At 60.8% G+C, this 13,880-nt stretch carries 14 protein-coding genes; 8 read left to right on the top strand and 6 right to left on the bottom strand.

What is annotated here, in order from left to right; translation table 11 throughout:
• The first annotated feature begins 136 nt into the window (after positions 1–136).
• The 3 genes from IE111_RS19835 (at position 137) to IE111_RS19825 (ending at position 2,018) form a co-directional block, all read left to right on the top strand.
• Positions 137–697: a hemerythrin domain-containing protein gene (locus tag IE111_RS19835; protein WP_189612063.1), complete on the top strand. Its 561-nt coding sequence runs from the start codon at positions 137–139 to the stop codon at positions 695–697.
• Positions 698–822: 125 nt separating this feature from the next.
• On the top strand, positions 823–1,173 hold the full coding sequence (locus IE111_RS19830) for a protocatechuate 4,5-dioxygenase subunit alpha (RefSeq protein ID WP_189612061.1): 351 nt from the start codon (positions 823–825) through the stop codon (positions 1,171–1,173).
• Positions 1,174–1,175: 2 nt separating this feature from the next.
• Complete coding sequence (locus IE111_RS19825) at positions 1,176–2,018, top strand: class III extradiol dioxygenase family protein (protein WP_189612059.1); 843 nt, start codon at positions 1,176–1,178, stop codon at positions 2,016–2,018.
• 42 nt (positions 2,019–2,060) lie between these two features.
• On the opposite strand, the gene wrbA is transcribed toward IE111_RS19825, so the two are convergent.
• Both wrbA and IE111_RS19815 read right to left on the bottom strand, forming a co-directional pair.
• Complete coding sequence (gene wrbA, locus IE111_RS19820) at positions 2,061–2,666, bottom strand: NAD(P)H:quinone oxidoreductase (protein WP_189612057.1); 606 nt, start codon at positions 2,664–2,666, stop codon at positions 2,061–2,063.
• Positions 2,667–2,807: 141 nt separating this feature from the next.
• Entirely contained in the window at positions 2,808–3,062 is a 255-nt protein-coding gene (locus IE111_RS19815; RefSeq protein WP_189612056.1) for a GNAT family N-acetyltransferase, read from the bottom strand.
• Between the two features lie 68 nt (positions 3,063–3,130).
• Between IE111_RS19815 and IE111_RS19810 the strand changes: the two genes are divergently transcribed.
• On the top strand, positions 3,131–4,819 hold the full coding sequence (locus IE111_RS19810; RefSeq protein ID WP_189612055.1) for an alkaline phosphatase family protein: 1,689 nt from the start codon (positions 3,131–3,133) through the stop codon (positions 4,817–4,819).
• A gap of 20 nt (positions 4,820–4,839) precedes the next feature.
• Here the strand turns inward: IE111_RS19810 and IE111_RS19805 are convergent, their stop codons facing one another.
• On the bottom strand, positions 4,840–5,073 hold the full coding sequence (locus IE111_RS19805; RefSeq protein ID WP_189612054.1) for a DUF2789 family protein: 234 nt from the start codon (positions 5,071–5,073) through the stop codon (positions 4,840–4,842).
• Between the two features lie 132 nt (positions 5,074–5,205).
• Positions 5,206–5,772 carry a tetratricopeptide repeat protein gene (locus IE111_RS19800; RefSeq protein WP_189612053.1) on the bottom strand — a complete coding sequence of 189 codons (567 nt, stop codon included), beginning with the start codon at positions 5,770–5,772 and terminating at the stop codon, positions 5,206–5,208.
• 119 nt (positions 5,773–5,891) lie between these two features.
• On the opposite strand from IE111_RS19800, the gene IE111_RS19795 reads away from it, so the two are divergent.
• Positions 5,892–6,668 carry a substrate-binding periplasmic protein gene (locus IE111_RS19795; protein ID WP_189612052.1) on the top strand — a complete coding sequence of 259 codons (777 nt, stop codon included), beginning with the start codon at positions 5,892–5,894 and terminating at the stop codon, positions 6,666–6,668.
• 27 nt (positions 6,669–6,695) lie between these two features.
• On the opposite strand, the gene IE111_RS19790 is transcribed toward IE111_RS19795, so the two are convergent.
• Entirely contained in the window at positions 6,696–7,244 is a 549-nt protein-coding gene (locus IE111_RS19790) for a cupin domain-containing protein (protein WP_189612051.1), read from the bottom strand.
• A 446-nt stretch (positions 7,245–7,690) separates the two neighbouring features.
• On the opposite strand from IE111_RS19790, the gene IE111_RS19785 reads away from it, so the two are divergent.
• Positions 7,691–8,989 (top strand): NAD(P)/FAD-dependent oxidoreductase, encoded by a 1,299-nt coding sequence (locus tag IE111_RS19785; protein ID WP_189612050.1) that lies wholly within the window; start codon positions 7,691–7,693, stop codon positions 8,987–8,989.
• Between the two features lie 211 nt (positions 8,990–9,200).
• Here the strand turns inward: IE111_RS19785 and IE111_RS19780 are convergent, their stop codons facing one another.
• Positions 9,201–10,694 carry an aldehyde dehydrogenase gene (locus IE111_RS19780; RefSeq protein WP_189612049.1) on the bottom strand — a complete coding sequence of 498 codons (1,494 nt, stop codon included), beginning with the start codon at positions 10,692–10,694 and terminating at the stop codon, positions 9,201–9,203.
• Positions 10,695–10,954: 260 nt separating this feature from the next.
• On the opposite strand from IE111_RS19780, the gene aptA reads away from it, so the two are divergent.
• Positions 10,955–12,271, top strand: coding sequence for an omega-aminotransferase AptA (gene aptA, locus IE111_RS19775; RefSeq protein ID WP_189612048.1), 1,317 nt, complete (start codon positions 10,955–10,957; stop codon positions 12,269–12,271).
• Between the two features lie 111 nt (positions 12,272–12,382).
• The gene (locus tag IE111_RS19770) at positions 12,383–13,870 is read left to right on the top strand and encodes a CoA-acylating methylmalonate-semialdehyde dehydrogenase (RefSeq protein ID WP_189612047.1); all 1,488 of its coding nucleotides are present in this window, start codon (positions 12,383–12,385) and stop codon (positions 13,868–13,870) included.
• The last annotated feature ends 10 nt before the right edge of the window (positions 13,871–13,880 follow it).

Here is a 13,880-nt window from a genome sequence, read left to right as displayed (position 1 = left end):
CTGCCCGCGTTGTCGGCACCGTCGATTGTCGGTACCCAGGCTATTGACCCAGGTCAAGATGGTTGCCGGGGGCCTTGTTAGTCTCTGGATAGACTCCCTACCTCTTCCGGGGAGTGCGCAGGAAAGGAGGTGCATTATGACCACCGCGATACTCGACCGATTGCTGAACGACCACCAAAACCTGAAACGGGTGCTGACGGTGCTGGAGCGGGAAATCGCCAAATACGACACTGAAAATTCCGACGACGATGACACACCGGATCTGTCGCTGATCATGGACATCATGGAATACATGCACAGCTATCCGGAGTTCTTTCATCACCCGCTGGAAGAAGTGGCGTTCGACTACCTGGAAGCGCAGAAGCTGGCCGCCCCTTCCAAGACCAGTGTGATTCGCAGCGATCACGATCAACTGGAGCGGGAAGGGGATGAGCTGCGCTCACTGATACGCAAAATCAATTTCGGCCAACCGGTGCCGCTCGATCAGTTGCACCGCGCGTTCGAGGATTATGCCTGGCATATGCGCGAACACATGCGCAAGGAAGAGGATCTGGTGTTTCCACTGTTCGAGCGGTTGGATGAAGCGTCCAACCAGGCCATCCTGGATAACATCCAGCACCGACACGATCCGCTGTTCGACGAGTACAAGCAGGAGCAATACGACACCCTGTTGGAACGGTTGGAACAACTGGCCTGAGACCGGTTGTTCCAGCAACCGAACAGGCCGTTCGTTGCCTTTGCGACCGAACAATTGATTCAGGTCAGGTTTTGGCGATCGCCTTGTCCTAGCCTTTCGGGTGCGCTCACCCGAGAGGTATTACCATGTCCAATTCATCCCATGCCGATGTTCCCGGCACCATTAAATTCGACGGTCCCATGGCCACCAAAGGCTATGCCCTCAACAAGATGTGTTACTCCTTCAACGAAGCCTCCGCCCGCGAGGCGTTCAAACAGGACGAAGCCGGTTATTGCGATCGGTTCGGACTGACCCCCGAACAAAAGGCGGCGATTCTCGACCGCGATATTCTCGCGTTACTGCGCGAGGGCGGCAGCATTTACTATCTGGCGAAATTCGCCGGTCTGTTGGGGTTGAACGTTCAGGATGTCGGTGCGCTGCAAACCGGCATGACGGTCGAGGCATTCAAGGAAAAACTGGTCAGGGCGGGAGAATAACCATGGCACAGGTACTCGGTGGTATCACCACATCGCACATTCCGGCCATCGGGATGGCCATGGACCGGCATGAAGAGGACACGCCGTACTGGAAGCCGTTTTTCGACGGTTACCCGCCGGTTCGGGCCTGGCTGGAGGCGCAACAACCGGACATCGCCGTGGTGTTTTACAACGATCACGGTCTGGAATTCTTCCTCGACAAGAAACCGACCTTCGCCATCGGGACGGCCCCGCAATACCACAACGCCGACGAAGGCTGGGGCATCAAACCCATTCCGCCGGTCACCGGGGAAACCGAGTTGTCCTGGCATCTGGTCAATCAATTGATCGACGATGAATTCGATATGACGGTGTGCCAGGAACTGAGAGTCGATCATGGCCTGACGGTCCCCTTGTCGTTGATGTGGCCGGGCAACCGCTATCAGCACATCAAGGTGATTCCGGTGTGCATCAACTGCGAACGCCACCCGATGCCGTCACCCAAGCGCTGTTACAAATTGGGTCAATCCATTGGTCGGGGCATTCGTTCGTTCGCGGGGGACCAGAAAGTGGTGGTGTTCGGTACCGGTGGCTTGTCGCATCAGCTGGACGGCGAACGGGCCGGTTTCATCAACAAGGCATTCGATCAGTACTGCATGGACACGCTGGTCGGGCACCCGGAAGAACTGACCCGGTTGACCAACGATGACCTGGTGGAAAAGGCCGGCGCACAGGGCGTGGAGCTGAACATGTGGTTGGCCATGCGCGGTGTGTTGAGCGAACACGTGACCGAACTGCATCGGCATTACCATATACCGGTGTCGAACACGGCGGCGGGGGTTCTGGTGCTCGAAAACGAAGACTGAGGAGGGAACAGCCTGCCCGCAGGCAAGCTGTGCAGGCACGGGTCAGGCCGCGCTCAATTTCTTCGCCAGTTCAGCGACATGCTGGCCCTGGAACTGGGCAATCTCGAGCTCGTTGGTCGATGGCTGACGGCTGCCGTCGCCACCGGCCAGAGTGCTCGCGCCATAGGGCGACCCACCAGTGATCTCGTCCATTTTGGTCAGCCCCTGGCAGCTGTAGGGCACGCCGGCGATGACCATGCCCTGGTGCAGCAGGGTGGTGTGGAAGGAGGTAATGGTGGTCTCCTGTCCGCCGTGCTGAGTCGCGGAGGAGGTGAACACACTGCCGACCTTGCCGACCAGTTTACCCTGGGCCCAGAGACCGCCGGTCTGGTCGAGGAAGGTACGCATCTGGCCGGCCATGTTGCCGAACCGGGTCGGGGTGCCGAAAATGATGGCGTCGTAGTCGGCCAGTTCCTCGACGGTGGCGACCTGAGCGCTCTGATCCAGCTTGGCGCCGGCTTGTTTGGCGGCTTCGGGATTCATGGTTTCGGGCACGCGGCGCAGGGTCGCCTCGACACCGTCCACCTTATTAACACCCTCGGCGACCGCGTGCGCCATCTGTTCGATGTGGCCGTACATGCTGTAGTAAAGAATCAGTACCTTGGTCATGGTGACACTCCTGTTGAATTCGAATCGGTTGTCCGGTCGTCCCGGAGACGTCGACCATTATTCGGGCCTGGAGTGCCAATCCAATCAAAGCTTCCTGATGGCGCTGTTCAATAATTCTGACCAAGTTTGGAATCGGCGTTATCAACCACCCCGATCCAGCACCTGTTGGACGTACCAGCAGTCCGCCTTGATTCGAAAATGGTTTTCCCGCGCCCAGGCCAGGCCGGTGTCCACGAGCTGTCGTGCGTAACCGTGGCCGCGAAACGCGTTCGGCACGAAGGTGCGCGTGAAATTGACGGTATCCGGTGTGTCCATTCGATAGTTCAGCTCGGCCCGGTCCCCGTCCAGGGTCAGGGTGAACCGATGTTCGGTGGTGTCGTGTTCCGGTTGGGTCATGGGGCCTCCTCAGGCGTCGGGATCCGGGCTAGACTGGCGTGAAAGAACAGCGTTCAGGGAGCCAAGTCGTGTCCAGTGAAACCGCCGGTGGCGGCGCACTCGATCGGATCGATCATATCGTCGTTCTGATGATGGAAAACCGGTCCTTCGATAATGTATTGGGGTGGCTGTACGATCCGGACAACCCCGAACCCTATAAAACACCGCCGCGAGGGCAGGCGTACGCCGGCGTCAGCGGTCGGGATCTGTCCAACCCGGTTCCGGATTACGCCGGCGGCGGTCACCTGCCTTTCGGCAAGACGGACCGGATGACCAGCCCCAACCCCGATCCGGGCGAAGAGTATTATCACGTCAACCGACAGCTCTTCGGTAGCACTCGTCCGGCCGCCAATCGATGGTATCCATTCGATCGGCCGCCTTTCAATGTGCCGGATCCTGTGCCGGACCCGGCGCCGATGTCCGGCTTCGTGCGGGATTACATCGATAATCTGGCCGGTAACCCCTCACTGTATCCGCAGGCGTCGGGACCGATTCTCTGGTTGCGCAAGCACCTGGCGCGCTGGTGGCCGTCACTGGCCCCCCGGTTCGGCGAGCCCGACCCGGCCGTTTACCGTCAGATCATGACCGGGTTTACGCCCGAATCCGTACCGGTATTGAGCACCCTGGCGCGACGTTTCGCCGTCTGCGACCACTGGTTCAGCGCGATTCCCAGTCAAACCTTCGGTAATCGCGCCTTCGTGCACAGTGGGACCTCTCACGGATTCGTCAACAACAGTCCGGTGCACAAGTGGCTGTTGCATTCGGCGCCGACCGTGTTCAACCGGCTCGACGACGCCGGCCGGTCCTTCGGCATCTATTACGACCCCGAGGATGTCATTAGCTTTACCGAGTTGCTGCAGCCGGCGCTGTGGCGGTATCGACGCCGTCATGTGCATACGATGGATGCGTTTTTCGATCAGGCCGCCAAGGGAGAACTGCCGGACTACAGTTTTATCGAGCCGCGCCTGATGCTGGACAACAACGACCAGCACCCGCCCGCCGGCATCCCGCCATTCCTCGACCCGGTGGACACCTCCAGCGTACTGGCCGGTGAGCAGTTGATCGCCCGTGTGTATGAGGCCTTGCGCAACGGGCCGGCGTGGGGAAAAACCCTGTTGGTGATCACCTATGACGAGCACGGCGGCAACTACGATCACGTGTCACCGCCGGCGGCCGTGCCGCCCCGACCGGACGGGCAAGCGGGTGAGCAGGGCTTTCGATTCGACCGGCTGGGCGTGCGGGTGCCGGCGGTCCTGGTGTCGCCCTGGATCGAGGATGGCACCGTATGTTCGACGGTGTTCGACCACAGCAGCATCCTGCGCACCCTGTGCCGGCGCTGGAATCTGCCCGCGCTGACCGAGCGCGACCGGCAGGCGTCGGACTTGTCCGCCGTGCTGAACCGGTCGACACCCCGGACGGATCGTGTGGATGTGGTGCCGAGACCTTACCGGCGCAGCACCACAGCGGCCGATCAACCGTTGAACCCGTATCAGAGGGTGTTATTGATGCTGTCGGCCTCCGCCGTGGCGTTTCATCGGTTTCGGGGCGCGCATACCTGGTCGGCCCGGTGGGAGGCGCTGGTGCATGGCTGGCACAACGAGCGGGTCCTGATGCGGGTGCGCACCCAGGGGGAGGCCGTGGCCTGGCTGAACCGGCACGCGGCCACCATCGATCGGGTGAAGTCGGGGCTTGAGGCGCGACAGCGGGAAGGGCGCTGACCCGGTTGAACGTATCCGGTTCAGTGCTTGTGCAGCAGGGTTTCCATGGTGTCGACGACCTCGGCCCATTCGGCGTCTTCATCGCGCATCCGAGCCAGGGTCAGGCGTTGTTCGAAACTCAGGAAATCGGCTTCGGAGACATCTTCGTCCGGGTCGAGTGTATGGTTGCCGAAAAAGGCCTCCATGGCCTCGGGGCTGCTGTCCAGCCCGAGCTGTTCAAACAGGGTTTTCATATCCGGTTGCAACGTGAGCATGGCTCCTCCTGCCCGGGGGCGGTTAGACCGGTTGGGGCGACGCAATCGTGTCGGCGCCCACTGTCAGCCTAGTGGTTTTTCGTGACACTGCCGTGACCCGATCGGGACGAGAGTGGCAATCTGGCTTGCCAGTCAGATTGCCCGGTCCAGCAGTTGCTCTTGCAGCTGCTCAATCGAATGTTGGCTGTCCTGGGAATGGGGGTAGATTTCCAGTACCTGTTCGAACACCCGAATGGCGGCCGCCGGCTGGCCCAGACGCGCGAAGATACTGCCCAGGCCCGACAGGGCACCGAAATGACGGGGCTCCAATTTGAGCGTCTGTTCGATATCCGACATCGACTCGTTGTAATCCCCGAGCACGTAATGAACGGTGGCCAATTTGTTCCAGGCTTCGGCGAACTTGGGTTCCTTCTCGACCAGTTGATCGAACAACCGCTCGGCCAAGGTCCATTCCCCCAGTCGCATGGCCTGCATGCCCCGGTCCATCAGGCGTTCGGCCTCGTCGTTCGGGGCCTGTGTCCAGATCAGCCAGATCTGTTGTTCGATCACGGCGGACTGCGACGCGTTCGGGGCGTCCTGCAGTTTGTCGAACAGGCCGTCGAGACGGTCGTCGTTCTGATCCGCCGCGACGGGCCACAATAAAGCCAATGCCAGACCGGCCAGCCAGGTCGGGATCTTGCCTGCGCGATGTGTTTTCATGATGCGACCCTCCACCTCCAAGGTTCGCGTTTACGCGCAGTTTAGACCACTTTTTTGGAATTCGGTTTGGTGGCGGTCTATGCTGATCTGACGTTATGACTGAATTGCAGACTTCTTCAATGCACTCTTGTATTCGTGTGATGCTGGCCGCGTTGGTCGGGCTTTTGCCGCTGGCGGCGGTCGAGGCCTATGAACGGACTGTTCTGGTCGGTGGATATCCCTACCCGCCTTATGTTGTCGGCCACGCATCTGAAGAGCCCAGCGGCGCTACGGTGGATGTGCTCGACCAGCTCAACGAGTGGCAATCGCGGATCGAGTTTAAATTCGTCCCGGTCGCGGCCTTCAGCCGTGAGTTGTCGTTCCGACAGGGGCGCTTCGAGGCGATGTTTTTCGAGTCCCCCGACTGGGGATGGCGTGACGAATCGGTCAACATCTCCCACCCGATCGCGGTCGACCGCGACGTGTACGTGGCTCTGGACAAAGAAGACCGCGGCCAGGGGTTCTTTGACGATATCCATAAAAAACATCTGATCGCGACGCGGGGTTATCACTACGGCTTCGCCAGTTACCGCACCGATGAACAGTGGCTGCAGGACCAGTTCACCATCGACTTCGCCCCCAGCCTGGCCGCGGGTCTGGAAATGTTGATGCGCGAACGCGGCGAGGTGGCGGTGTTGAATGAAAGTTATCTGCGCGCGCGCCGGAATGAGGGCTTGGACATGAGCGATTTGCTGGTGTCCGAACGGGCGGATAATACCTATCGGTTGAGTGTACTGGTGAGCCAGGGCGCTGAGCTGGAAATGGAGTGGCTGCTGTCGCAGTTGCGGGAACTGCGTGCGGCCGGACTGTTGAAACCCATCGAACAGCGGTGGGGCATTCAGTTCACGGATTTCTAGCCCCGGGGAGCCGGCGCCCCCGGCCGGCTAGAAATTGGCCGGGGTGGTGGCCGAGACGATTTCGCAGGTCTCCTCGAAGGGGTTGCGGAACCGGTGCGGTCGGGTTGAATCGAAGTAGTAGGCATCCCCTTTCTTCAGGTGGTACACCTCGCTGCCGACGGTCAGTTCAAAGGCGCCGTTGATGACCAGGCCGGCTTCCTCGCCTTCGTGGACGTAGAGTTCGGCACCGGTGTCGGCGCCCGGCTCGTAGGTTTCGATCATGAAGGCCATGGCGCGCCGTCCGAAGGCTTTTCCGACCAGTTTCAGTTTGACCTCGTCGACCGAGAGGTCGATGAATTCATCGGGGTTGTAGACGACGGGCTGGGCGTTGTCGGTATCGGTGTCTTCGGCGAAGAATTCGACCAGTGACATGGGGATGCCCTGCAGCACTTTTTTCAGCGAGCTGACGCTGGGGCTGACGCTGTTTTTCTCGATCATGGAGATGGTGCTGTTGGTGACGCCGGCGCGTTTGGCCAGTTCACGCTGTGAGAGACCTTTTTGCTTACGAATGGCCTTGAGTCGTTCGCCTACGTCCAATGAAGGGCACCTCCGGTCGGGTTTTGTGCGGTTGGATGGGGTGGTTGTGGATAGCTGGGTGGCTATCCATTATTTTTTACATAGAGTAGCAAATTCTGATCGGGGGACCAATGGGAGATGGCCCGGTTAGATTGAGTGCCAAGAGCCCGCAACGGCACACATGAATCCGCGCTGGCCCCCCGGGCTGCTCTCACGGGGTCGCCGTGAACCCTTCCATGGGGGCTTGGCTTCGGCATCCATGCCTCAGACATCCCCGTGAGAGCAGCCCGGGGGGCCATCGCTAATGGCTGCGGTTTGTTGGATTCCTGTCCTGAAATATTCGAAGAATGCCTCGTTTTAGCCGTTGCTCGGTGCGGTGGTTGCTGAAAGTGACTCTAATCCTGTTGAAAATGCGGTGATGTTGTGTCAAAAATACCGAACATTTTGATCTGTATTCTGGACGCCGCATGTACCTGAACCCCCGTACTCACACCGACGATCATCCTGAATCCTATTACGCGGCGACGCGTCGTTATACACGAACCTATCCCGAGTTGACCGAGCGCATCGATGTGGATGTGTGTGTGGTCGGCGGCGGGTTCAGTGGGGTGAATACGGCGCTGGAGTTGGCGGAGCGGGGGGATTCGGTGGCGTTGATTGAGGGGCGTCGGATCGGTTGGGGGGCGTCGGGGCGTAATGGCGGTCAGTTGATTCGCGGTGTGGGCCATGGTCTGGAGCCGTTTCGCAAGGTACTGGGACAGGCCGGGATCGAGGCGGTGACGGCGATGGGGGAGGAGTCGGTCGAGATTGTGCGTGATCGGGTGGCGCGGTACGGCATCGAGTGCGATTTCAAGATGGGGTATTGCGATCTGGCGACGCGGCGCCGGCATGTGCGGGATTTCGAGTTGGAGTATGCGGCGCTTAAGGCGGCGGGCTATGCCCATCGCATTGAGTTGATTCCCGAGCAGCGGATGCATGAAGTGGTGGGGTCGGATCGGTATGTGGGCGGTCTGGTCGATATGGGGGCGGCGCATTTGCACCCGCTGAACCTGGTTGCGGGGGAGGCGGAGGCGGCGCATGCGTTGGGTGTGCGGATTTTCGAGCAGAGTCTGGTGACGGAGGTGGTCGAGGGGGATCGGCCGATCATGCGCACGGCGAAAGGTGAGGTGCGGGCGAGTAAGGTGGTGTTGTGCGGTAATGCCTATGTGGCGGGGTTGAATACGGCCTTGTCGGGTAAGGTGTTGCCGGCGGGCAGTTATGTGATCGCGACCGAGCCCTTGCCGGAGGATGTCTGGCGGCGGGTGTTGCCGAAAGATCTGGCGGTGTGCGATCAGAATGTGGCGCTGGATTACTACCGGCTCAGTGCCGACAAGCGGTTGTTGTTCGGCGGCCTGTGTAATTATTCCGGGCGCGACCCGCAGTCGATCGAAAACGTTCTGAAACCGCACCTGGTGCGTGTGTTTCCGTATTTGAAGGATGTGCGTATCGATTATCAATGGGGGGGCATGATCGGTATCGGGGCGAATCGTTTTCCGCAGATCGGACGGTTGGCACCCAACGTCTATTACGCCCAGGCGTATTCCGGCCACGGGCTCAACGTGACGCACCTGGCCGGTCGCTTGATCGCGCAGGCGATGCACGGTGAGGACGGGCGGATCGAGTTGTTTGAGCGGGTGCGGCACATGACTTTCCCCGGTGGTCCGAAGTTCCGGTCGCCGTTGTTGGCGTTGGGGATGTTGTATCACCGGTTGAAGGATGTGTTTTGAGAAGGGGTCTTCGAGGTGACGAATTATGGTGGGCGGTGCCCACCCTACGAAGTCATGTAGGTTGGATTAGCCGATAGGCGTAATCCAACATTGTGCTAATGGCGTTGATGGCGCTAAAACCACCATTGTCGGATTACGGCCCTTCGGACCTAATCCGACCTACAGTGGGTGGCGCCCACCAAAAACTGAGTAGGGCCGTTTTATAGTTCCCCTACAGCTTAATCCAGGTCGCTTTGACCTCGCTGTATTTATCGAACGCGTGCAACGATTTATCCCGGCCGTTCCCGGACTGCTTGAACCCGCCAAAGGGTGCGGTCATGTCGCCGCCATCCCACTGATTCACCCAGATTGAGCCGGCGCGCAAGCCCTTGGCCATGCGATGGCCGCGGCTGAGGTCGCTGGTCCAGACGGCGGCGGCCAGGCCGTAGATGGAGTCGTTGGCGATGTGCAGCGCTTCGGCTTCGTCTTTGAAGGTGATGACCGACATCACCGGTCCGAAAATCTCCTCCTGGGCGATTTTCATGTCGCCGGTCACGTCCTGGAAGACGGTGGGTTCGATGAAGAAGCCGCCGTCGACTACTTTGGCCAGCCCTCCGCCGCTGGTCAGTCGGGCGCCCTGGCTGCGGCCGGCTTCGATGTAGCCCAGAACCCGGTTCAGTTGTGCTTCGTCGACGATGGCGCCGATGTTGGTCTCGGGGTCGAGCGGGTTGCCCGGCTTCCAGGTGCTGATGGCGGCGAGGACTTTCTCCATGAAAGGCTCGGCGATGCTGTCTTCGACCAGCAGGCGTGAACCGGCGGTGCATACTTCGCCCTGGTTGAAGCAGATGCCTTCGGCGGCGGCGCTGGCGGCGGCGTCCAGGTCCGGGGCGTCGGCGAAAACGATGTTCGGCGATTTGCCGCCGGCTTCGGCCCAGATCCGTTTCATGTTGGATTCGCCGGCGCAAATCATCAGTTGCTTGGCGACGCCGGTTGAGCCGGTGAACACCAGGGTGTCGATGTCCATGTGCAAGGCCAGCGCCTTGCCGACCGTATGGCCGTAACCCGGCAAAACGTTGAAAACGCCGTCCGGTATGCCGGCCTCTTTGGCGATGGCGGCCAGGCGAATGGCCGACAGCGGCGATTTCTCGGACGGCTTGAGGATGACGGAATTGCCCATGGCGAGCGCCGGGCCGATCTTCCAGCTGGCCATGATCAGCGGGAAGTTCCAGGGCACGATGGCGGCCACAACGCCGACCGGTTCCCGCGTGACCAGGCCCAGTTCGTCGTGCGGTGTCGGGGCGATTTCGTCGTAAAGCTTGTCGATCGCCTCGGCCGACCAGCGGATGCTGTTGGCGGTGGCCCTGACATCGATTTTTCGAGCATGGGTGATCGGCTTGCCCATGTCGAGGGTATCGAGCAGGGCCAGTTCGTCGCCGTATTCCTCGATCAGGTCGGCGAAGCGGATCAGGGTTTTCTTGCGTTTGGCCGGCGGCCGATGTGCCCAGTGACCGGCCTCGAAGGCGGCTCGGGCGGCGGCGGTCGCGCGGTCGGCGTCCAGGCTGTTGCAGGCGGCGATGTCGGCCAGTTTGCGGTTGTCGATCGGACTGCGGGATTCGAAAGTCTCGCCGGAGGCCGCCTCGACGTATTCTCCGCCGATGAAGGCGCGGCCCTCGGGGTTCAGTTTGTCGGCGGCGGCGGTCCAGTATTCGAGTGTGTTGATGGTCATGGCAACCTCGGCTTGGTGAGCAATGACGCTAACTTACACCAGCGGGCGCTAAAGTTTCAATATATTGAACGCTCGGCTATGCCTGCCATCGCGCTGGCTTATCGCCAAACATTATCAGGGCGCCCCGGTTAATGCCTCCATGACATTCCCCGGTACGGGGGTTGATGTTTTATTTATTTGACATACACTGGCGTCTAGCTGTTCAAAATAACACACATACACCGACTCGCCATCCGGCTTGAATTGAGTGAGAGCTGCCTATGTCTCAAGTTGCACCCGCGTCGCACGATGCTTTCTGGATGCCCTTTACCGCCAACCGCCAGTTCAAGGCCGAGCCGCGCATGCTGGTCGGCGCCAGGGACATGCATTACACCAGCGAGGACGGCCGCACCATTCTCGACGGCACGGCCGGTCTCTGGTGCGTCAATGCCGGTCACGGGCGTTCGACCATCACCGAAGCGGTACGCGCGCAGTTGGAGCGGATGGACTTTGGTCCGACCTTCCAGATGGGTCACCCCGGCCCGTTTGAACTGGCCGAACGTCTGGTCAAGCATACGCCGGACGGCATCAACAAGGTGTTTTTCACCAACTCCGGTTCCGAATCGGTCGATTCCGCGCTGAAAATCGCCCTGGCCTATCATCGCGCCAAAGGGCAGGGCGAGCGCACCCGGCTGATTGGTCGCGAGAAGGGCTATCACGGGGTGGGCTTCGGCGGCATTTCCGTTGGCGGTCTGGTCAACAACCGGCGCATGTTCGGCACCCTGTTGAACGGGGTCGACCATCTGCGCCACACCCTGCTGCCCGAGAACGCTTTTACTCAGGGCATCCCCGAGCAGGGAGCGGAACTGGCCGATGATCTCGAACGGATGATCGCCCTGCACGGCGCGGACACCATTGCCGCTGTGATCGTCGAACCGGTCGCTGGTTCGGCCGGCGTGATTCTGCCGCCGGTCGGTTACCTGCAGCGGCTGCGCGAGATTACCCGGCGCCATGGCATTCTGCTGATCTTCGATGAAGTCATCACCGGCTTCGGCCGGGTCGGCGAACCCTTTGCGGCCAACCGGTTCGGCGTCACGCCGGACATGATTACAGCCGCCAAGGGGCTGACCAACGGCGCCGTGCCGATGGGCGCCGTCTTCGTCGCGGACTTCATCCACGATGCCTTCATGAACGGGCCGGACAGCGCCATCGAACTGTTCCACGGCTACACCTATTCCGGTCACCCGGTCGCGGCGGCGGCCGGTCTGGCGACGCTCGACCTGTACGAACGCGAGGGCCTGTTCCAGCGCGCGCTGGAGCTGGAGGAGCGCTGGGCCGAGGCCTTGCACAGCCTGTCTGATCTGCCCCACATCAAGGACATCCGCAACATCGGGCTGGTCGGGGCCGTCGAATTCGAACCCCGCGAAACGGTTGGCGCACGCGGTTACGATGTCTTCCATCATTGTTTCTGGCAGGGCAACACCCTGGTGCGCTGCACCGGCGATACGATCGCATTGTCACCGCCGCTGATCGTCAGCGAAAGTCAGATCGATGAGATCATCGGTGCGCTGAAGCATGCGATAAAAACGGTTAACTAACTCCTGTGGTAGGAGCGCACTCCGTGCGCGACCTGTGTGAAATTGGCAGGGTAGGGTCCGAGTGCGGACCATGCGCTCCTACAGACCTCAATCAATACTCCAGGTATCTCCATGAAACAAATCAACCATTTCATCAACGGACGCCTCACCGACCCCAGCCAGGGGCAATACCCGGTCTACAACCCGGCGTTGGGCGAACAGAGCGGCCAGGTGTCGCTGGCCAGTCAGGATGAGGTGATCGGCGCCATCGAAGCCGCACGTGACGCCTTTCCGGACTGGGCCGAGACCACACCGCTGAACCGGGCGCGCATCCTGTTCCGGTTCAAGATGTTGCTCGAGGAGCGTCTCGACGAACTGGCCCGTGTGGTCAGCAGTGAACACGGCAAGGTGTTCGAAGACGCCAAAGGTGAGATCATACGCGGTATGGAAGTGGTGGAATTCGCCTGCGGCATTCCACATCTGCTCAAGGGTGAGATTACCGAACAGGTCGGTCGCGGGGTCGATGCCTGGTCCGTCAACCAGCCGCTGGGTGTGGTCGCCGGCATTACGCCGTTCAATTTCCCGGCCATGGTGCCGATGTGGATGTGGCCGGTGGCCATCGCCTGCGGTAACACCTTTGTTTTGAAACCGTCCGAAAAAGACCCGAGCGCGGCGCTGCTGGTGGCCGAATGGCTGAAAGAAGCCGGACTGCCCGACGGCGTGTTCAATGTCGTCAACGGCGACAAGGTCGCGGTCGATACCCTGCTGACCCACCCGACGGTGCAAGCGGTGAGCTTTGTCGGCTCGACTCCGATCGCCGAATACATCTATTCCACCGCCAGTGAACACGGCAAGCGTGTGCAGGCCCTGGGTGGCGCCAAGAACCACCTGGTGGTCATGCCCGACGCCGATCTCGACGGTGCCGTCAGCGCCCTGACCGGCGCCGCCTACGGTTCGGCCGGAGAACGCTGCATGGCCATTTCCGTGGCCGTCGCGGTGGGCGACATCGCCGATGAACTGGTGGCCAAGCTGGCCGACAAGGCCCGCACCCTGAAAATCGGCAACGGCGCCGAGACCGGTCTCGACATGGGGCCGCTGGTCACGCGCGAGCATCTGGAGAAGGTCACCGGTTTCGTCGACAAAGGCGTCGAGGAGGGTGCCGAGCTGGTCGTAGACGGCCGCGGGCACCAGGTGCCGGGGCACGAGAACGGCTATTTCCTCGGCGGTTGCCTGTTCGACCGGGTCACGCCGGAAATGACCATTTACCAGGAAGAAATTTTCGGTCCGGTCCTGTGCGTGGTCCGGGTACCGGATTACGTCAGCGCGGTGCAACTGATCAACCGCCACGAATACGGCAATGGCACCTCTATCTATACCCGCAGCGGTGGTGTCGCCCGTCGCTTTGTACGCGACATCCAAGTGGGCATGGTCGGCGTCAATGTGCCGATTCCGGTGCCGATGGCGTTCCACGCCTTTGGTGGCTGGAAGCGTTCCCTGTTCGGCAGTCACCACGTGCACGGTATGGAAGGGGTCAAGTTCTATACCCGTCGCAAGGCCGTCACCGCGCGCTGGCCGGACGGCGACCTCGGCGCCGAGTTTGTGATGCCCACTCTGGACTGACAGGAACCGA

The organism is Saccharospirillum salsuginis (genome assembly GCF_014651855.1).
Classification (GTDB): Bacteria; Pseudomonadota; Gammaproteobacteria; order Pseudomonadales; family Natronospirillaceae; genus Saccharospirillum; species Saccharospirillum salsuginis.
The sequence above is the reverse complement of the archived record's forward strand: the minus strand, read 5'-3'. Positions and strand labels throughout refer to the sequence as shown.